Here is an 18,884-nt window from a genome sequence, read left to right as displayed (position 1 = left end):
TCTCGTAGGGGCGAGCCGGATCCTGCCACAGCCGGCGCCCGGCCCGCTTCCGCGCCGCGGCTCAGGTGTGGGAGTCGACCGTGGACGGGGCGTCGTCCCGCATCGCCGGTACGACCGCCGGTCGTAGCGCCGGGGCGGCCTGCGCCGGCACGGCGGGCGCGGCCACCAGGGCGAGGTCCGGCGCCGCCGGCCGGACCGGGCCGGGCCGGGAGGTGGCGCCGGGCGGTCCGGACACCAGCTCGGGCCAGAGCGTCGCGGCGGCCGACCGGCCGAGCCCCAGCCGGTAGCGCGCCCGCCGGTGCCGCTCGCCGAGGACCGCGGCCAGGTAGACCGACTCGGGCATGCCCGGTGGCGGGGGCGGCGCGATCACCGCCGAGACCTCGGTCCACAGCCCGCGCCCCAGCTGCCCGCGCGCCGGCTCCGCCAGCTGGTGCACCCGGGCCAGGTACTGGCGGGCGGCCAACGCCAGGCCGTCGTCGAGCCGGCTCAGGTCCACCGTGCCCGCCCAGCCGGCCAGCGCGGGGACCGCCGTGGGGACGGGCCGCCAGGCGGTCGCCGTCCGGGTGTGCACGACCAGCGTGCCCGCCACCAGGTCGCCCAGTCGACGCCCGCGCCGGTCGGTCACCATCACCGTCACCCCGGCCACCCAGCTCAGCAGCGGCAGCACCAGACCGGGCCACTCCACGGCCACGCCGACCAGCGCCCGGATCAGGGACTGCCGCGCCGCGACCGGAGCGCCGTCGGCGCTGACCACGCGCAGACCGACCGCCATCTTGCCCAGCGTGCGGCCGTGGTTGAACCGCTCGCACAGCACCGGGTAGCCGACCAGCACCACGATCAGGCCCACCGTCGCGAGCCCGCCGGCCAGGGCGCCGTCGACCAGCCCCTCCGGCAGGTTGAGCAGCGCGACGCCGACGCTCATGGAGAGCACCAGCATGAGGGCCGCCTGCGCCAGGACGTCGAGCAGCAGCGCGAGCACCCGGGAACCGATGCGGGCGGCCCGGACGTCCAGCTCCACGGCCTCCCCGCTGACCAGCCCGGCGTCGCCCCACGGGGCGGGTCGGGCCGGCGGTCGCGGTTGTGCTCTCACCCCGACAGTGAACACTATGATCGCCGGACGGGGGTGACGGTGGATCTCGACGCGTACGTCGCGGAGCACGGCGGGGAGTGGCGACGGCTGGAGGAACTCTCCGGGCGCGGCCGGCTCGACGCCGCCGAGGTCGACGAGCTGGTCGCCCTCTACCAGCGGGCGACCACCCAGCTGTCGGTGCTGCGCAGCCGCTCACCCGACCCGGCGCTGGTCAGCCAGCTCTCCCAGGTGGTGCTGCGCGCGCGGGCCCGGCTCACCGGGCGCCCGCGCCCGTCGTGGGCGGCGGTCGGGCGGTTCCTCGTGGCCGGCTTCCCCGCTGCGGTCTACCGCGCCTGGCCCTGGTGGTGCGGGGTCGCGACCGGGTTCAGCCTGCTCAGCCTCTTCCTCATCTGGTTCGTCGCCGGCAACCCGCAGACGGCGGCGGCCTTCATCGGCGACGCGGCGGCCGCCGACCTGGTCGAGTCCGGCTTCGCCGGCTACTACACCGAGTTCTCCGCGCCGACGTTCGCCTTCCACCTGTGGACGCACAACGCCTGGCTCGCCGCCCAGTGCCTCGCCGCCGGGGTGCTGATCGTCCCGGTGCTCTACCTGCTCTGGCAGAACGCGCTCAACATCGGCGTGGTCGGCGGGGTGATGGTCGCCTACGGCCGCGCGGACGTCTTCTTCGGCCTGATCACCCCGCACGGGCTGCTGGAACTCACCGGCGTCTTCGTGGCCGCCGGGGTGGGCCTGCGCATCGGGTGGGCGTGGATCGCACCGTCGACGCAGCTCACCCGGGGGCAGGCGGTGGCCCGGGCGGGACGCGAGGGCGTCCTGGTCGCCGTCGGGCTGGTGGGGCTCTTCGCGGTCTCCGCCGTCATCGAGGCGTTCGTGACCCCCGCGCCCGTGCCGGTTCCGCTCCGCGTCGCCGCGGGCGCCGCCGTCTGGCTCGCCTTCCTGGCGTACGTGGTGGTCCTCGGTCGCCGTGCCGTCGCCGCCGAGCCTGATCAGAGCTGACCGAGGGCCTTCAGGCGCAGGTAGGTGTCGGCCAGCGCGGGGGCCAGCCGGCCCGCCGGGGCGTCGACCACGGTCACGCCGTGCCGGCCCAGGGCGGCGCGGACCCGGTCGCGTTCGGCGAGCGCCCGCCAGGCCGCCGCCGCGGCGTAAACGTCCCCCGGGCGCTGCGGGACGCCCGTGGTGAGGGCGGTCAGCACCGGGTCGTGCGTCGCCGCGATCACCACCTTGTGCCGGGCGGCCAGCCGGGGGAGCACCGGCAGCAGCCCCTCGCCGAGGGCGCCGGCCTCCAACGCGGTGAAGAGCACCACGAGGCTGCGTTGGCGCTGCCGGCGCAGCAGCTCGCCCGCGATCAGGTCGAAGTCCGTCTCCGCCAGCGTCGGCTGGAGCGGGGCGAGGGCGTGCACCACCCGGGAGAGCAGGGCCGGCCCGCCGGTGCCGGTGACGGTGGCCCGCACCGCCGTGTCGGCGGCGAGCAGGTCGACCCGGTCGCCGGCGCGGGCGGCGAGGGCGGTGAGCAGCAGCGCGGCGTCGATCGCGGTGTCCAGCCGGGGCTCGTCGCCGACCCGCACCGCAGACGTCCGCCCGGTGTCCAGCACGCAGAGCAGCCGGCGGTCCCGCTCCGGCCGCCACGTGCGCACCAGGACGTCGGCCCGGCGCGCGCTCGCCCGCCAGTCGATCGACCGCACGTCGTCGCCGACCACGTACTCGCGGAGGGTGTCGAACTCGGTGCCCTGACCCCGCCCTCGGCTCACCTGGGTGCCGTCGATGACCCGCAGCCGGGACAGCTTCTCCGGCAGGTGCCGGCGGGAGTCGAAGCGGGGCAGCACGCGCACCGTCCACGGTGGGGTGGCCGGCCGGCCGGAGCGCTGCCGGAACCCGAGCCCCAGCGGCCCGAACGAGCGCACCGTCAGCGCCACCGCCGGCCGGTCGCCCCGCCGCACGGGGGTGAGCCGGCTGGGCAGCGCCACGGTCGTGCCCGGTTCGACGCGTACCAGCCGCGCCGGGGGCACGTCGGGGCGGGCGCCGGCGGAGGGCACCCAGGCGTCGCGGACCTTGGCCCGCAGCGTACGGCCGGAGGGGTTGTGCAGCAGCAGCGTGACGGTGGCGGTGCCGCCGAGGCGGACCGCGCGGTCCCCCTCGCGGGCGGCGGTGAGCGCGCCCGGGGGCGCGGCCAGCGCCCGGTCGAGCAGCACCAGCAGCAGCACCGCCCCGGTCATCACCAGCAGCCCGACGAACGGCGACGGCCAGGCCGGCAGGGTCAGCGCGCCGACCGCCAGCAGGAGCGCCGCCCGCCAGGTCATCGCGGCGTCGGCACGGTGGCGAGCACCGTGTCCAGCACCGCGTCCACGCCGACGCCCTCCAGCTCCACCTCGGGGCGCAGCCGCAGCCGGTGCCGCAGCGTCGGCCGGGCGACCGCCTTCACGTCGTCCGGTACGACGTGGTCGCGGCCGGCCAGCCAGGCCCACGCCTTGGCCGTGTTGAGCAGCGCGGTGGCGCCCCGGGGCGAGGCGCCCAGCTCCAGCGCCGGGGTGTTACGGGTGGCCCGGCAGAGGTCCACGATGTAGCCGAAGAGCGGCTCCGCCACGTGCACCCGGCCGACCGCCGCCCGGGCCGCCGCCAGGTCGGCCGCGTCGGCCACCGGCCGTACGCCGGCGGCGCCCAGGTCGCGGGGGTCGAAGCCGGCGTGGTGCGCGCGGAGCACGCCCAGCTCCTCGTCCCGGTTGGGCAGCGGCACGGTGAGCTTGAGCAGGAACCGGTCGAGCTGCGCCTCCGGCAGCGGGTAGGTGCCCTCGTACTCGATCGGGTTCTGGGTGGCGGCGACGATGAACGGGTCGGGCAGCGCCCGCCGTTCGCCCTCCACCGAGACCTGCCGCTCCTCCATCACCTCCAGCAGCGCCGACTGGGTCTTCGGCGGCGTCCGGTTGATCTCGTCGGCGAGCAGCAGGTTGGTGAAGACCGGCCCCTCGCGGAAGGTGAAGGCGGCGGTGCGCGGGTCGAAGATCAGCGAGCCGGTGACGTCGCCCGGCATCAGGTCCGGGGTGAACTGCACCCGCTTGGACCCCAGGTCGAGGGCGGTGGCCACGGTGCGGATCAGCAGGGTCTTGGCCACGCCCGGCACGCCCTCCAGCAGCACGTGCCCGCGGCAGAGCAGGGCGATCACCAGGCCGGTGACGACCGCGTCCTGCCCGACGACCGCCTTGGCGACCTCGGCGCGCAGCCGGTGCAGGGCGGCGCGGGGGTCGACGGGGTCGGTGGTCGGCGGCTCGGCGGTGCCGGCGGGTCGGGTCACCGGGGGTCTCCTTCGGCTCGGTGCGGGTGCGGTGCGGCTGGCGGGTGCGGCCCGGCGGCTGCCGGCGGCGGTGCCTCGGCGGGCGGGTGCGGGCCGTCGGAGGCGTGCGGGGCGGCGACGCGGGTCAGTCGGTCCAGCGCCCGGGCCAGGTCCAGCAGGTCCTGGTCGGTCTCGGGCCCGGCGCCGTGCAGCACCTCGTAGGTCCACCGGGGGTCGTCGCCGGTGCGGGCGGCGACCGCCGCGGCCACGTCGGCCGGCGGCGCGGTCGGCGGCAGGTGCAGCCGGGGCGTCAGGCGGTCCAGGGCGGCGGTCCGCAGGGTCCGCGCGGCCGCGTCCCGGGCGCCCGCCTTCTCGTAGAGCCGCGCCCGGCCGAGCACCGTCTCCGCCGAGCGGACCGTGACCGGCAGCGGCTCCACCGCCGGCGGGCCGAGCCGGCGGGCCCGCCAGAGCGCGGCCAGCAGGGCGGCCACGGCGAGCTGGGCCAGCAACGCCCACAGCCACGCGGGGAAGGCGGACCAGAGCGGGTTCGGCGGGTCGGGCCTGTCGGCCCGGGAGTCGTCGCGGCCCTCGCTGTCGCTGTCGTCGTCGGGCTCCCCGCCCGGGTCCGCCGGGTCGCCGGGGCGCCCGTCGCCGGTGCCGTCCCCGGTGCCGGTGCCGCGGCCGGGGCCGCCGTTCCCGGTGGAGCCGCCCGGCGTCGGCGACCAGGCCGGGCTGCCGGTGTCGCCGTCGCCGAAGACCGGCGGCGGCTCGGGGCCGTCCAGGTCGAGCCACACCACCCGGCCCGGCCCGCCGAGCAGCGCGGTGGCGAACGCCCGGTTGTCCCACTCGTCGATCCGGTCGTTGCGGAACGGGTCGCTGGCGCCCACCGCCACGGTGCTCTCGGGGACCCGGGACAGCAGGGCGAGCCCGTCGGCGAAGCAGAACCGGACGGGCGCCGACGCGCCCGGGGCGAGCGCGTAGCGTTGCAGCCCGACCGCCACGCGTCCGAGCTGGCGCAGCTCGGGCAACGGGCAGGGCAGGCCGCGCGCGTCCGGCCCCACCGCCTGCGCGGCCCACCGGCGGCCGGCCGGTTCCACCGGCAGCAGCCTGACCGCCTCCAGCACCCGCCGCGGCGGGTCCACCAGCACCAGCCTGGTGGTCGAGGGCAGCGAGTCCAACGCGCCGATCGTGTCCGGGTGCAGCAGCTCCGGCGCGGGCACGAAGAGCGTGGCCGCGCCGCTTCGGGCGGCCAGCAGGGCGCGCAGCGTGTCCGTCTCCCGCTGCACGGTGACGCCCTGTTCGCGCAGCGCGTCGGCGAGCCGGCTGCCGCCGTCGCCCCCGGTCGCGGCCGGGGAGAGGAAACCCCGGTCGCCGGGGTCGGGCTGGTCGACCGAGTGGGTGATCAGGGTGGTGGCCAGGAGCGCCGCGGCCAGGCCCAGCGGGATCAGCAGCCGGTGCCGGCGGCGTCGTCGCCGGGGGGCGGCGTCCGCGCGTGGCGCCGGTGGGACGGCGGTGGCCTGTGCGCTCATGGTCGTGGCCCGTCCTCGGCTCGGCCGGTCAGCACCCGGTCCAGGTCGGCGGCGTGCTCCCGCATCCGGTGGTCGTGCTCGGCGGAGGCGGGGCGCTGGCCGTACCAGAGCTCGGAGAAGATCCCGCCGGCGGCGCTCAGCGGTGGGCCCACCTGGGGCCGGGTGTCCGTCGCGGCCCCCACCAGCTCGGCGACGGTCATGCCGGGCTGCGGCTGCACAACGCCCCGGGCGGCCAGTTCCCGGACCATCGCGCGCAGCCGCTCCCGGACGGCTTCGGCGTACCGGCCCTCGGCGGCGAGCCGGTCCGCGAGGGAGACGTACGCGGCGGCCGGCAACTCGGGCTCGCGGGGAGCGGGGACGACCGGCGGCGGGGCGTCCGGCGGCGAGGTCTTCCGGCGGCGTCGGCGCAGCCGGGGCAACCGTCGGGGAACCCAGGCCGGGAACGTGTACCAGCCGGCCGCGACCAGTACCGCGGCGAGCACCAGCAGCAGCGCCACCAGGGACAGCGGCACCCGGTCGCCGAGCGCCGCCGTGGTCTCGGTCCACCACCGGCTGAAGCTCATCGCCCGGCCGCCAGCAGGACGGTCTCCGGCGTGCCCGCCCGGGCCCGGGAGAGCCGGATGTCCAGCCCCTCGGTACGCATCCGGGTCTCCAGGTGCAGCACCGCGTCCAGGCAGGCCAGGGCCGGGTAGGCGACGCTGTTCACGCCCGCCCAGACGGCCAGCGACAGCCACCCGGCCCAGGGGCGGTTGACGAGGTCGAACGAGTCCAGCCCGAGGTAGACGCCGACGCCGAGGCCGACGCGGACGATCCACCACACCAGGTAGCCGAGCAGCCGGATCCAGCCGGCCCGGCCGGCGGCGCGGACGGCCAGGGCGGCGGCGCGCAGCGGGGCGCGCAGCGGGTGCACCCGGTCGACGACCAGTGCCGGCGCCACGGCGCCGAGCAGGGCGAACCCGACGATCCACGCCGGCCCGAACAGCGCGACCCCGCACATCAGCACGCCGACTCCGACGGCGAGCAGCGCGGTGGCGCCCCAGCGCGCGCCGGCCGGGCGGAGCAGTTCCCGGGGGCCCGCGGCGCGACCGAACAGCGCGGCCCCGGCGGCCCGGGCGGCCGGGTTGCCGAGCAGCAGGACGATCACCGCCTCGGTCGCCGCGCCCACCGCCAGCAGCAGCCAGTACGCGCCGAACCGCCCGAACTCCGGCAGCCAGGCGGGTGGCGCCGTGCCGGCGGCGAGCCGCAGCGGGTGCAGCAGGAGCTGCTCGGCCACGGCCAGCACGAGGGCGACCGGCACCAGCACCCGGGCCTGGCCGCGCAGCAGCAGGACCGCGGAGTCCAGCAGCTCGCCGACCGTGAGGGGGCGGCGCGGGAGCACGGCGGTCGGGCCGGCGTCGGGCACGCGTACTCCTGGGGAGGGACGGCGGTGGCGCGTGACGGCGCACGCGGGGATCATGGTGACACGCCCGTTCCGATCGGGTGGACCCGCACGTCGGGGCGGCGACGCCGGGCACCTGCTGCTGGGCGGCGACGTCCCACGGCAGTACCGTGCCGGGTGACGGGGATCCCACCGAACTGAAGGGGATGGAAACATTAACCCCATGAGAGCCCGGGTACTGGTGGTCGACGACGACCCCGCGCTCGCCGAGATGCTCGGCATCGTCCTGCGCAGCGAGGGGTTCCTGCCCTCGTTCGTCGCCGACGGCGAGCGGGCACTGGCCGCGTTCCGCGAGAACCGCCCCGACATCGTCCTGCTCGACCTCATGCTCCCCGGCATGAGCGGCATCGACGTGGCGCGGTCGATCCGGGCCGAGTCGGGCGTGCCGATCGTCATGCTGACCGCCAAGAGCGACACCGTCGACGTGGTGCTCGGCCTGGAGTCGGGGGCCGACGACTACGTGGTCAAGCCGTTCAAGCCCAAGGAGCTGGTCGCCCGGATGCGGGCGCGGCTGCGCCGGGGCGAGGACGTCGCCCCGGAGATGCTGACCATCGGGCCGCCCGGCAACCAGATCACCATCGACGTGCCGGCGCACACCGTCAGCCGCAACGGCGAGGAGGTGAAGCTGACGCCGCTGGAGTTCGACCTGCTGGTCGCGCTTGCCCGCAAGCCGCGCCAGGTCTTCACCCGCGAGGTGCTGCTCGAGCAGGTCTGGGGCTACCGGCACGCGGCGGACACCCGGCTGGTCAACGTGCACGTGCAGCGGCTGCGGGCCAAGATCGAACCTGATCCCGAGCGGCCGGAAATCATCCTCACCGTGCGGGGCGTGGGCTACAAGGCGGGCACCGGATAGCCTGGTCACACTGTGGCCACCTCCCCGATTCCGGACCCCCCGACGGCAGCTCCGCGCCGGCGTGTCGCCGCGCGCGAGCTGTGGCGCGGCGTGAGCGGCCGGGCCGCGCGCCTGCTCGCCGGGTTGCACCAAAGCTGGCGGCGGTCGCTCCAGCTGCGGGTGGTGACCATCACACTGGTCGCGTCCAGCCTGCTGGTGGGCGGTTTCGCCTACCTGATCGCCGACAAGATCACCGGCATCCTCGTGGAGAACGTCGAGACGGACGTGCGGATACGGCTGGGCAGCGGCGTGGACTACGCGGCGAAGCAGTTCGGCCTCTACAACCAGCCGCAGGAGGGTCAGCTCCAGGAGACCATCGACGGCACGGTCAACTACCTGGCCGGCGGTGACCCGCAGCAGACCACCGGCGTGATCGTGGCGCTCACCGCCGACAACCACACCGGGGCCATCCAGCCCCGGTCCTCGCCCGCGGTCAACGTCCGCCCGCTGATCAGCCGCGAGCTGCGCGAGACCGTGGCCGGGGGCAAGGTCGCCAGCCAGATCCGCACCGGCCGACTGGGCGAGAAGCGCACGAAGTACCTGGTCTACGGCTCGCCGGTGCCCACCCGGTTCGGCCAGGTGGAGCTCTACTACCTCGTGCCGCTGGCCCGGCAGGACGCCACGGCCGCCGACGTACGGGGCACCGTGGCCGCCACCGGGGCGGCCCTGGTGCTCCTGCTCGCCCTGCTCGCCGGCCTGGTCACCCGGCTGGTGGTGACCCCGGTACGGGTGGCCGCCCGCACCGCCCAGCGGCTCTCCGCCGGCCTGCTCGACCAGCGGATGGTGGTCAACGGCGAGGACGACCTCGCGCTGCTCGCCGCGTCGTTCAACCAGATGGCGACCAACCTGCAACGGCAGATCCTGCGGCTGGAGGAGATGTCCCGGCTGCAACGCCGCTTCACCTCCGACGTCTCGCACGAGCTGCGTACGCCGCTGACCACGGTCCGGATGGCCGCCGACCTGATCTTCGCCGAGCGCGACGAGTTCGACCCGGCGGTGGCCCGCAGCGCCGAGCTGCTCCAGGCCGAGCTGGACCGGTTCGAGGAGCTGCTCACCGACCTGCTGGAGATCAGCCGCTTCGACGCCGGCTTCGCCATGCTGGACTCCGAGCCGACCGACCTGGTGCCGGTCGTGCACCGGGTGGCCGACCGCCTGGCCGGCCTCGCCGAGCGCGTCGGGGTGGCCATCGAGCTGGACGTCCCCGGCACCCCGGTGATCGCCGAGGTCGACCCCCGGCGGGTGGAGCGGGTGCTGCGCAACCTGGTCGGCAACGCCGTCGAGCACGGCGAGGCCAAGCCGGTGCTGATCACGCTCGGGGTGGACGACACGGCGGTGGCGATAACCGTCCGCGACCACGGGGTGGGGCTCAAGCCGGGCGAGGAGAAGCTGGTGTTCAACCGCTTCTGGCGGGCCGACCCGTCCCGGGCCCGGCAGACCGGCGGCACCGGGCTCGGCCTGTCGATCAGCCTGGAGGACGCCCGGCTGCACGGCGGCTGGCTGGAGGCGTGGGGCGCGCCCGGGCAGGGCGCCCAGTTCCGGCTCACCCTGCCGTCGCGGGCCGGCGACCGGTTGACCACCTCGCCGCTGCGGCTGGTCCCGGCCGACGCCACGCTGCCCTTCGGCGGGCCCCGGGCGGGCGGGCTGCTGGCCATCGGCCCCGGCACCGGGGGCGCGCTCACGATCGGGCCGGGCACCGACGGCGCGCTGGCCGGCGGTCCGCGCCGGCCGGGCAACGGCGGGCACGCGGAGGTGGGGTCGTGAGGCGTCGGCTGCTCGCCGGCCTGCTCGGCGGCGCGCTGCTGCTGGGCGGCGCGGTCGCCTGTGGCATCCCGGAGAACACCGAGGTCAGGGTGGACGGGCCGGGGCCGGCGGCGGAGGGCGGCTCGACCAGCGGCAGCCGGGGCGAGCCCCCGAGCCGGAGCGCGGCCGGCGCCGACGCGGAGCTGTTCGTCGAGAACTTCCTCTCCGCCGCGGCCGGCGAGCCGGACCGGGCCTACCAACGGGTCCGGCAGTTCATCGCGCCGGCCGACCGCGACCGCCTCCAGGTGAAGCAGGGCAGCGAGGTCGCGCTGGCCGTCGTCCGGCTCACCGAGGAGCCGGTGATCGCGCCCGCCCCGGACCGGACCGAGGTCACCCTCAAGGTGCAGCAGGTCGGGCAGTTGCGTAACGACGGCACGCTGGGCCCGCCGGAGACGAGCACCACGACGTACACGTTCGAGCTGCGCAGCCAGCCCGGGCAGGAGGGCCTGGCGGACGGGGGCCTGTACGTGGCGAACCCGCCGACCGCGCTGCTGCTCAGCGTCGAGGCGCTGGAGACGTACTACCAGAGCCGGACGATCTACTTCTGGAACAACGACCGCAGCCGCCTCGTCCCCGACCAGCGCTACCTGCCCCTCGCCGTGCCGGACGAGCGGCGGGTGAGCGAGGTGGTCAAGTGGCTGACCGCCGGCCCCTCCGCCTGGCTCGGCACGGCCGTGAGCAGGCTGCCGGACGGCACCCGCCTGATCAACAACGCCACCCGGACGGACGGCCGCTGGGAGGTCGACCTGGAGATGCCGGAGAACAAGGCCCGGCTGGAGCAGCTCGGCACGCAGCTCGCCTGGTCGCTGCCGGACTTCGACGGGCCGCTCGACATCAAGATCCGCAACCAGTCCCAGGAGTTCATCCCGGACCTGGAACGGCGGCGTCTGGACCGCCCGGTGCACCAGCTCCCGGAGAGCTTCCAGCGGTTCTGCGTCTACGAGGGAGCCGTCCACCCGCTGGCCTACGCTGGCGAGCCCAGCGGCCCGGTGCCCGTGGACGCCAAGGCCAACCGGAACGTCGTGTCCGCCGGGCTCAGCCGCGCCGACAACCAGATCCTGGCGGCGCTGGTGGTCACCGACGCCGGCCGACAGTGGCTCTCCGTCGGCACCGGCACCGACCCGGTGGCCGTGTTCAGCCGCAGCGCCAAGGGCTACGCGGCCATGAGCCGGCCCGTCTGGCTGCGCTCGACGTACCGGGGGCAGCCGGCGGGGCTGGTGGTCGCCGACGGAAGCCTGTACCGCTTCGACGCCCAGGCGCAGCTCACCGCCGTGTCGCTGGGCGTACCCGGCCCGGTGACCGCGGTGGCGGCCTCGCTGGACGGCCACCGGATCGCCGCCATCGCCGGGGGTGCGCTCTACGTCGCCGCCCTCAGCCCCGACGGTGCGGGGGTCACGCCCGGCCCGGCCCGTCGGCTGCCCACCCGGCTGACCAGCCTGTCGGCCGTCGACTGGTACGGCGATAATGCCCTGGTCCTCGCGGGTGCGGTCGGCCGCCCGGCGGTCTACGAGGTCAGCGTGGACGGCGCCCGGGAGAGCCGGCTGGAGGACAAGATCGGCGCCCGGGTGACGCACCTGGCCGCGTACCCGGCGAACGCCGTGGGGCGCGTCGGCGCCGCGATGTACGAGGCGAACGGGGTGGCGTACCGCAGCGGCCCGTTCGAGCGGATCCAGCCCGAGCAGGTGCAGGAGGTCGCGCCGTCGGCGGGGGCGCGCGCCGGCAACCCGACCGCCCCCTTCTTCCTCTACTGATCTCCGTGCGGGATCTCGGCGGGCTCTGGGCGGATCTCACCGACCTGGTGCTGCCCGTGGAGTGCGCCGGCTGCCGCGAGCGCCGGCCGGGGCTGCGGCAGGGCGTCTGCCCGGAGTGCGTGGCGGCGCTCGGCGCGCTGCGCCCCCGGGCCGTACGCCCCACTCCCGCCCCGCCCGACCTGCCGCCCTGCGTCGCCCTCGGCCCGTACGCCGGCCCGCTGCGGGAGGCGCTGCTGGCGTACAAGGACCACGGCCGGCACGGGCTGGCCCGGCCCCTGGGCGCGCTGCTCGCCGAGGTCGTGGCGGCGGCGGTCGGCGGGGTCCGCCCGGTGACGCTGGTCCCGGTGCCGGACACCGCGGCGGCGGCCCGCGCCCGCTACGGCGACCACCTCGGCCGGCTGACCCGGCACTGCGCGGCCCGGCTGCGCCGGGCGGGCTGGCCGGTGCGGGTGCGGCGACCGCTGCGGGCCCTGCCCCGCCCCGACTCGGTGACGCTGGACAGCGCCGGTCGGGCGGCGGCGGCCGAGGCGGCCTTCCGGGTGCGCCCGCGGGTCCCGTCCGCGCCCGACGGGGCGGCGGTGGTGGTGCTCGACGACATCCTGACCACCGGGGCCACCCTCGCCGCGGTGGGGCGGGCGCTGACGGCGAGCGGGCTGTCACCGACGGTCGCCGCGGTGCTCGCCGCGACCGAGAAACGGCGCAAGTTGTGACGGTGCGTGTTTCCGTTTCACCCGTTGGTGTATGAGCTGTGAAAAATTGTTGGGTGTCGTGGCGACGGGGGGTGACTGTCGGGCGAACAGGAGTTAGCGTTTTCGTGTCGGGGGTAGGAGGTCTTTCCACCCGCCCCCGGCGGTGAAAGGAGGCGTAGCCGCACTGACCGGTCGACGCCGAGTGGGACCTCCCCCAGGGGCGCGCGACCGGATGCCGGAACGAACGACCGTCCGAACTAGGGAGGTCACATGGACATCGTGGTCAAGGGCCGTAACGTCGAAGTGCCGGATCATTACCGGGTGCACGTGGCGGAGAAACTCGCGAAGATCGAACGCTACGACCACAAACTTATCCGTGTCGATGTAGAGCTGTTTCACGAGCGCAATCCACGCCAGGCGGACCACTGCCAGCGCGTCGAAATCACCTGCGTTTCCCGTGGCCCGGTGATCCGGGCGGAGGCCTGCACGAACGACTTCTACAGCGCGCTCGACGCGGCCATCGCCAAGCTGGACACCCGGTTGCGGCGGGCGGCCGACCGCCGCCGCGTCCACCGGGGCCGGCACGCGCCGCTCTCCGTCGCCGCGGCCACCGCCGGCCTGCCGGTAGCCGGCCTCGACGCGCCGCTGGGCGCGTCCCCCGACGGCGCCGGGACGGCCACCGCCGTCGCCGAACGGGTCGAGGAGGAGGAACGCGACCAGCCCTGGCACATCGCGCGGGAGAAGGTGCACCCCGCCGAGCCGATGACCGTCGACGACGCCCTGTTCCAGATGGAACTCGTCGGCCACGACTTCTACCTGTTCCAGGACAAGGAGTCCGGCCGCCCGAGCGTCGTGTACCGGCGGCACGCCTACGACTACGGAATCATCTCCCTCGCCGTCTGACCCTCCGGCGCCGTGGTGGCGGCCCACCCCGCCACCACGGCCCGCCAGGGGCGGGAAGTCCGCCGGGCACCCGGGGCCGACGACGCCCCGGGGCGCCCCGGCAGCCGAGCCGGGCGGACGGGCGGTCAGCGGAGTTCGTCGGGGAGCAGCCCGAAGACCAGGTCGTCGAGCCGGGTGCCGGCGAGCCCCGGCAGCCGCCCGCGCAGCAGGCCCTCCCGGCGGAATCCGACCCGCTCCAGCACCCCGTGCGAGGCGGTGTTATCGGGCACGGTGCCGGCGACCAGCCGGGCGATGCCGGCCGGGCCGAACGCCCAGCCGGCCAGGAGCCGCACCGCCCTGGTGGCCAGCCCGCGTCCCCGCTGGTCGGGCAGGAGCGCGTAGCCGATCGAACCCTCACCGGCCTCCGGGTCGGAGAGGCTGAGCCCGCAACTGCCCGCCGGCTCGCCGGTGACCGCGTCGACGATCAGCAGGCGGGCGATGGTGCCGGTGAGCCACGCGCTCTCGGCCAGCAGGCAACGCCGCTCGATGGCCGCCCGGGTCGGGGGCACCGGCGGGGCCTGGTTCGCCACCACCTCCGGCCGAGTGTGCAGGCGGTACATCACGTCGACGTCGTCCGGGCCGAGCCGGCGCAGGGTCACCACGCCGTCGGTGAGCCGGCCGTCGGGCAGGTCCGGCAGGAGCCGGGGTGCGGGACCGGGCGGGTCGTCGGCGAGCCGTACCCATGCGAGCAGGTCCGTCCGGCCGCCGCCGCGCAGCTGGCCGGCCGCCCGGCGTACCCCCTCGTGGGTGAAGCCGGCGGCGAGCGCCACCCGCTGGCTGGCCGGGTTCTCGGCGTGGGTCATCAGCTCCAGCCGGTCGATACCGTGCCGGAGCGCCGAGTCGGCCAGGGCCCGCGTCGCGGCGGTGGCGATCCCGCGCCGCCGCGCCCACGGCGCGACCCAGTAGCCCACCTCCGCCTGCCGGCGCGGCGCCACGACCTGGCCGATGCCCGCGCCGCCGACCAGCCGGTCGGTGGTCGGGTCGGCGATGGCGTACGCGGCCCCGCCGGTGGCCCAGGCCGTCGGGGCGCCCTCGGCGATCCACCAGCGGGCGTCGGCCTCGGTGTACGGCTGCGGCATGCCGGGGTTGAAGCGCAGGTTGACCGGGTCGCCGCAGCCGGCGGTCAGGTCGGCGGCGTCGGCGGGGCGGAACTGCCGCAGCCGCACCCCGTCGGCCTCGATCACCTCGGGCGTCACGTCAGGTCCCCGGCGAGCAGCGCGCCGACCCAGACGTCCACCCGCTCGCCGCGGTGGGTGAGCCCGCTCCGGGCGATGCCCTCGACCGTGAAGCCGGCCTTCTCGGCGACCCGACGGGAGGCGGTGTTGCCGACGTTGGCCCGCCACTCGATGCGGGCCAGGCCCAGCGTGGTGAAGCCCCAGGCGCTCAGGGCGGTCAGCGCGGCCGACAGGTAGCCCCGGCCCCGGGCCGCGGGGGCGGCCATGAAGCCGACGTCGGCCAGCAGCGGGTCGGCGGCGGAGAGCCGCAGGTCGATCGTGCCGACGTACCGGTCCTCGGCGTCGGCGACCACGAAGCAGGCGCTGGTGCCGCCGGCCCAGGTGCCCCGGCCGAACTCCAGGTACGACTCGGCGTCCGCCCGCTCGTACGGGTCGGGCACGCTGGTCCAGCGGAGGGTCTCCCGGTCCCGGCAGGTGTCGACGATCGCGTCCAGGTCGCGTTCCTCCATCGGGCGCAGCCGCAGCTCGGTGGCGCCGGCGGTGGCGAAGAGGACGGGCGGGGGCGCGCCGAAGACGGCGGCGCGGCGGGCCTCCAGGGTGCCCGGGCCGGCCGGACCGGTCTCGCCGGGGGCGGGCACCTCGCCGGGGAGCAGCGAGCCGATCCAGCCCTGCGCACTGCCGCCGGGGGCGGGATCGGCGAGCCGCAGCCGGCCCTCGACGCGGAAGCCCGTCCGGAGCGCGACCAGGCGGGAGGCGTGGTTGCCCACCTCGGCCTGCCAGATCAGCCGGCGCAGCGCCAGCGAGTCGAAGGCCCAGCGGGCGACGGCCCGGGCGGCCCGGACGCTGACGCCCGCGCCCCGGGCCCAGGGCGCGGTCCAGTAGCCGATCTCGCCGGAGCGCAGGCCGGCGTCGATCGAGACCAGCCCGCAGGAGCCGAGCAGCTCGCCGGTGGCGGCCTCGCAGACCGCGAACGGCGCCCCGGTGCCCGCCGCCCAGTCCGCCGGGGTCACTTCGGTGACGAACCCGAGGGCGTGTTCGGCCCGGTACGGGCGCGGTACGGTGGTCCAGCGCTGGATGTCCGGGTCCTGGCACGCCCGGTGCACCGCGTCGGCGTCGGTCGCCCGCCAGGGTCGCAGCAACAGGCCGTCCTCGGTGATCTCCACAGGTTCCACCCGAGCCATCGTGCCGGACCGTTCGCGGACGGCGTAACCGGATTTCGGCGGGCCGGCGCGAGTCGAGCGTGTTATGTCGGTTTCGCCGGCTCGGAGGGCCGCCACCAGTGACCATCGCGCCGATGAAGCGCCTACGATGGTTCGAGACTGTCTAGGGGAGCGTTGATCCGTGTCGATTCTGGAAAAGGTCCTCCGCGCGGGCGAGGGCCGTATGGTGCGCCGGCTCAAGGCCATCGCCGCCGCCGTCAACTCGATCGAGGACGACTACGTCAACCTCACCGACGACGAGTTGCGCGGCATGACCGACCAGTTCAAGGAGCGGCTCGCCGACGGCGAGACCCTCGACGACCTGCTGCCGGAGGCGTTCGCGGTCTGCCGTGAGGCGGCCGCCCGGGTGCTCGGCCAGCGGCCCTACGACGTCCAGGTCATGGGCGGCGCGGCGCTGCACTTCGGCAACATCGCCGAGATGAAGACCGGTGAGGGCAAGACGCTGACCTCGGTCATGCCGGTCTACCTCAACGCGCTCTCCGGCAAGGGCGTGCACGTCATCACGGTCAACGACTACCTGGCCCAGCGCGACGCCGCCTGGATGGGCCGGGTGCACGAGTTCCTCGGCCTCACCGTGGGCGTGGTGCTGCCCAACCGGCCGGCCACCGAGCACCGGGCCGCCTACGAGTGCGACATCACCTACGGCACCAACAACGAGTTCGGCTTCGACTACCTGCGCGACAACATGGCGTGGTCGAAGGAGGAGCTGGTCCAGCGCGGCCACAACTTCGCGGTGGTCGACGAGGTCGACTCGATCCTCATCGACGAGGCCCGCACCCCGCTGATCATCTCCGGCCCGGCCGAGCACTCCGCCCGCTGGTACGGCGAGTTCGCGGGCGTCGTGGCCCGGCTCCAGCCCGGCAAGGACGGCGAGGGCGACTACGAGGTCGACCACTCCAAGCGCACCATCGCGGTCACCGAGCGCGGCGTGGCCAAGGTCGAGGACCGGCTGGGCATCGACAACCTCTACGAGTCGGTCAACACCCCGCTGGTGGGCTACCTCAACAACGCCATCAAGGCCAAGGAGCTCTACAAGCGCGACAAGGACTACATCGTCAGCGACGGCGAGGTCCTGATCGTCGACGAGTTCACCGGGCGCATCCTGCACGGCCGCCGCTACAACGAGGGCATGCACCAGGCGATCGAGGCCAAGGAGGGGGTGGAGATCAAGCAGGAGAACCAGACCCTGGCCACCATCACCCTCCAGAACTACTTCCGCCTCTACGAGAAGCTCTCCGGCATGACCGGTACCGCCCAGACCGAGGCGGGCGAGTTCAACAAGGTCTACAAGGTCGGCGTGGTGACGATCCCGACCCACCGGCCGATGGTCCGGCAGGACCGGCCGGACGTGATCTACAAGACCGAGAAGGCCAAGTTCAACGCCGTGGTGGAGGACATCGCCGAGCGGCACGCGATGGGTCAGCCGGTGCTCGTCGGCACGGTCTCGGTGGAGAATTCCGAGATCATCTCCCAGCTGCTGCGCCGGCGTGGCATCCCGCACTCCGTGCTGAACGCCAAGTTCCACGCCCGCGAGGCCGAGATCGTCGCCCAGGCGGGCCGCAAGGGCGCCGTCACCGTCGCCACCAACATGGCCGGCCGCGGCACCGACATCCTGCTCGGCGGCAACCCCGAGTTCCTCGCCGCCAACGAGCTGCGCCAGCGCGGCCTCGACCCGGTCGAGCAGGAGGAGGAGTACGCCAAGGCGCTGGAGGAGGTCCTGCCCCAGTGGAAGCAGGCCTGCGACGCCGAGGCGGAGGAGGTCGCCGCCGCCGGTGGGCTCTACGTGCTGGGCACCGAGCGGCACGAGTCCCGCCGCATCGACAACCAGCTGCGCGGTCGGTCGGGCCGCCAGGGTGACCCCGGCGAGTCCCGCTTCTACCTCTCGCTCCAGGACGAGCTGATGAAGCGCTTCCGCTCCGGCGCCGTCGAGGCGGTCATGGAGCGCTTCAACATCCCGGAGGACGTGCCCATCGAGTCGAAGATGGTCACCAAGCAGATCAAGAGCGCGCAGGCCCAGATCGAGGGCCAGAACGCCGAGATCCGCAAGAACGTCCTCAAGTACGACGAGGTCATGAACAAGCAGCGCCAGGTGATCTACGCCGAGCGGCTGCGGGTGCTCAACGGCGAGGACCTCTCCGACCAGGTCCGCAACATGATCGACGACGTCGTCGGCGCGTACGTGCAGGGGGCCACCGCCGACGGCTACGGCGAGGACTGGGACCTGGAGCAGCTCTGGGCCAGCCTCAAGCAGCTCTACCCGGTGGGCGTGACCATCGAGGAGCTGGAGGAGGAGGCCGGCGGCTCCCGGGCCGGCATGGACGCGGACTTCCTGCTCGCCCGCCTCAAGGAGGACGCGCACGCCGCGTACGACCGGCGCGAGGAGCAGCTCGGCGAGGAGGGCACCCGCCAGCTGGAGCGGATGGTCCTGCTCCAGGTCATCGACCGCAAGTGGCGCGAGCACCTCTACGAGATGGACTACCTCCAGGAGGGCATCAGCCTGCGGGCGTACGCCCAGCGCGACCCGGTGGTGGAATACCAGCGCGAGGGCTTCGACATGTTCGCCACCATGATGGACGGCATCAAGGAGGAGACGGTCGGCTTCCTCTACAACCTCGAGGTCCAGGTCAACGAGCCGGAGCCCGAGGCCGAGGAGGTCCAGCTGCTCGACAAGCCGGTCGAGATCCGGGCGAAGGGCCTGGGCCGGGCCCCGCAGCAGCAGGGCCTGCAGTACTCCGCGCCGACCATCGACGGCGAGGCCGGTGCCGGCGCGGTGGCCGTCGAGCGTGACGAACAGCAGGCTCCCGCGCTGGGTGTCGGTCGTCCGGTCCCGGCCGCCCCGGCCGCGCCGGGGACGACCGCCCCGGCGGCGCCGCAGCGTCCGGCGTCCGGCCTGCGCGGCCCGGGCGTCCCGGCCGGCAACAACCGGCGGGCGGTGTCGGGGCAGGCGGAGGCCGGCAACGGCCCGTCCCGCAACGCGCCGTGCCCGTGCGGGTCCGGCCGGAAGTACAAGCGCTGCCACGGCGCCCCCAACGGCGGGGCGTGATCAGCAGTTGAGCGGGCCCGCGCCCGCCCGAGCAGTGTGAAGCCGCGGTC

The 18,884-nt window shown here is 75.2% G+C and carries 15 protein-coding genes; 7 read left to right on the top strand and 8 right to left on the bottom strand.

The genetic code is table 11. From position 1 onward, the window contains the following. Positions 1-61: 61 nt before the first annotated feature. Positions 62-1,090: an RDD family protein gene (locus tag DER29_RS06315; RefSeq protein WP_233599660.1), complete on the bottom strand. Its 1,029-nt coding sequence runs from the start codon at positions 1,088-1,090 to the stop codon at positions 62-64. A 33-nt stretch (positions 1,091-1,123) separates the two neighbouring features. Here DER29_RS06315 and DER29_RS06310 point away from each other — a divergent pair, with 33 nt between their 5' ends. Further along, complete coding sequence (locus DER29_RS06310) at positions 1,124-2,086, top strand: stage II sporulation protein M (protein WP_233599659.1); 963 nt, start codon at positions 1,124-1,126, stop codon at positions 2,084-2,086. Here DER29_RS06310 and DER29_RS06305 read toward each other — a convergent pair. The 5 genes from DER29_RS06305 to DER29_RS06285 are packed head-to-tail and all read right to left on the bottom strand — an operon-like array spanning position 2,077 to position 7,286. Next, positions 2,077-3,387 carry a DUF58 domain-containing protein gene (locus DER29_RS06305; protein WP_121396470.1) on the bottom strand — a complete coding sequence of 437 codons (1,311 nt, stop codon included), beginning with the start codon at positions 3,385-3,387 and terminating at the stop codon, positions 2,077-2,079. The two genes, DER29_RS06310 and DER29_RS06305, sit on opposite strands and share 10 nt — an antisense overlap. After that, positions 3,384-4,376 (bottom strand): MoxR family ATPase, encoded by a 993-nt coding sequence (locus DER29_RS06300; RefSeq protein WP_121396469.1) that lies wholly within the window; start codon positions 4,374-4,376, stop codon positions 3,384-3,386. The genes DER29_RS06305 and DER29_RS06300 overlap by 4 nt, the downstream gene beginning before the upstream one ends. Then, positions 4,373-5,884, bottom strand: a complete 1,512-nt coding sequence (locus DER29_RS06295; RefSeq protein WP_233599658.1) for a DUF4350 domain-containing protein — start codon at positions 5,882-5,884, stop codon at positions 4,373-4,375. The genes DER29_RS06300 and DER29_RS06295 overlap by 4 nt, the downstream gene beginning before the upstream one ends. Beyond that, a complete protein-coding gene (locus DER29_RS06290; protein WP_121396468.1) occupies positions 5,881-6,447 on the bottom strand; it encodes a DUF4129 domain-containing protein in 567 nt (188 codons plus the stop codon). The genes DER29_RS06295 and DER29_RS06290 overlap by 4 nt, the downstream gene beginning before the upstream one ends. Next, complete coding sequence (locus DER29_RS06285; protein ID WP_121396467.1) at positions 6,444-7,286, bottom strand: hypothetical protein; 843 nt, start codon at positions 7,284-7,286, stop codon at positions 6,444-6,446. Before DER29_RS06285 ends, DER29_RS06290 begins: the two co-directional genes overlap by 4 nt. Before the next feature lie 199 nt (positions 7,287-7,485). On the opposite strand from DER29_RS06285, the gene mtrA reads away from it, so the two are divergent. From mtrA to hpf, 5 genes are all read left to right on the top strand, one after another. Continuing rightward, complete coding sequence (mtrA, locus tag DER29_RS06280) at positions 7,486-8,175, top strand: MtrAB system response regulator MtrA (protein ID WP_089001893.1); 690 nt, start codon at positions 7,486-7,488, stop codon at positions 8,173-8,175. Positions 8,176-8,187: 12 nt separating this feature from the next. Next, on the top strand, positions 8,188-9,975 hold the full coding sequence (gene mtrB, locus DER29_RS06275) for an MtrAB system histidine kinase MtrB (protein ID WP_199729143.1): 1,788 nt from the start codon (positions 8,188-8,190) through the stop codon (positions 9,973-9,975). Continuing rightward, a complete protein-coding gene (locus DER29_RS06270) occupies positions 9,972-11,765 on the top strand; it encodes an LpqB family beta-propeller domain-containing protein (RefSeq protein ID WP_121396466.1) in 1,794 nt (597 codons plus the stop codon). The genes mtrB and DER29_RS06270 overlap by 4 nt, the downstream gene beginning before the upstream one ends. Before the next feature lie 5 nt (positions 11,766-11,770). Beyond that, positions 11,771-12,475 carry a ComF family protein gene (locus DER29_RS06265; protein WP_121396465.1) on the top strand — a complete coding sequence of 235 codons (705 nt, stop codon included), beginning with the start codon at positions 11,771-11,773 and terminating at the stop codon, positions 12,473-12,475. A 249-nt stretch (positions 12,476-12,724) separates the two neighbouring features. After that, positions 12,725-13,357, top strand: coding sequence for a ribosome hibernation-promoting factor, HPF/YfiA family (gene hpf, locus DER29_RS06260; protein WP_121396464.1), 633 nt, complete (start codon positions 12,725-12,727; stop codon positions 13,355-13,357). A gap of 125 nt (positions 13,358-13,482) precedes the next feature. Here hpf and DER29_RS06255 read toward each other — a convergent pair whose 3' ends face one another. Together DER29_RS06255 and DER29_RS06250 are read right to left on the bottom strand one after the other, a co-directional pair. Further along, positions 13,483-14,592: a GNAT family N-acetyltransferase gene (locus tag DER29_RS06255; protein WP_121396463.1), complete on the bottom strand. Its 1,110-nt coding sequence runs from the start codon at positions 14,590-14,592 to the stop codon at positions 13,483-13,485. Next, complete coding sequence (locus DER29_RS06250) at positions 14,589-15,752, bottom strand: GNAT family N-acetyltransferase (protein WP_233599657.1); 1,164 nt, start codon at positions 15,750-15,752, stop codon at positions 14,589-14,591. The genes DER29_RS06255 and DER29_RS06250 overlap by 4 nt, the downstream gene beginning before the upstream one ends. A gap of 160 nt (positions 15,753-15,912) precedes the next feature. Between DER29_RS06250 and secA the strand changes: the two genes are divergently transcribed. Beyond that, entirely contained in the window at positions 15,913-18,834 is a 2,922-nt protein-coding gene (secA, locus tag DER29_RS06245) for a preprotein translocase subunit SecA (protein WP_121396461.1), read from the top strand. Positions 18,835-18,884 lie beyond the last annotated feature (50 nt).

Origin of the sequence: Micromonospora sp. M71_S20, assembly GCF_003664255.1 — a bacterium.
Lineage (GTDB): Bacteria > Actinomycetota > Actinomycetes > Mycobacteriales > Micromonosporaceae > Micromonospora.
This window is presented reverse-complemented; position numbering and strand designations above follow the sequence as displayed.

What these genes read in the sequence shown, in the direction of transcription:
- DER29_RS06305 (WP_121396470.1), bottom strand. Translation starts at nt 3,387, where the DNA reads ATGACCTGGCGGGCGGCGCTCCTGCTGGCGGTCGGCGCGCTGACCCTG.
- DER29_RS06295 (WP_233599658.1), bottom strand. Translation starts at nt 5,884, where the DNA reads ATGAGCGCACAGGCCACCGCCGTCCCACCGGCGCCACGCGCGGACGCC.
- DER29_RS06290 (WP_121396468.1), bottom strand. Translation starts at nt 6,447, where the DNA reads ATGAGCTTCAGCCGGTGGTGGACCGAGACCACGGCGGCGCTCGGCGAC.
- mtrA (WP_089001893.1), top strand. Translation starts at nt 7,486, where the DNA reads ATGAGAGCCCGGGTACTGGTGGTCGACGACGACCCCGCGCTCGCCGAG.
- hpf (WP_121396464.1), top strand. Translation starts at nt 12,725, where the DNA reads ATGGACATCGTGGTCAAGGGCCGTAACGTCGAAGTGCCGGATCATTAC.
- DER29_RS06250 (WP_233599657.1), bottom strand. Translation starts at nt 15,752, where the DNA reads ATGGCTCGGGTGGAACCTGTGGAGATCACCGAGGACGGCCTGTTGCTG.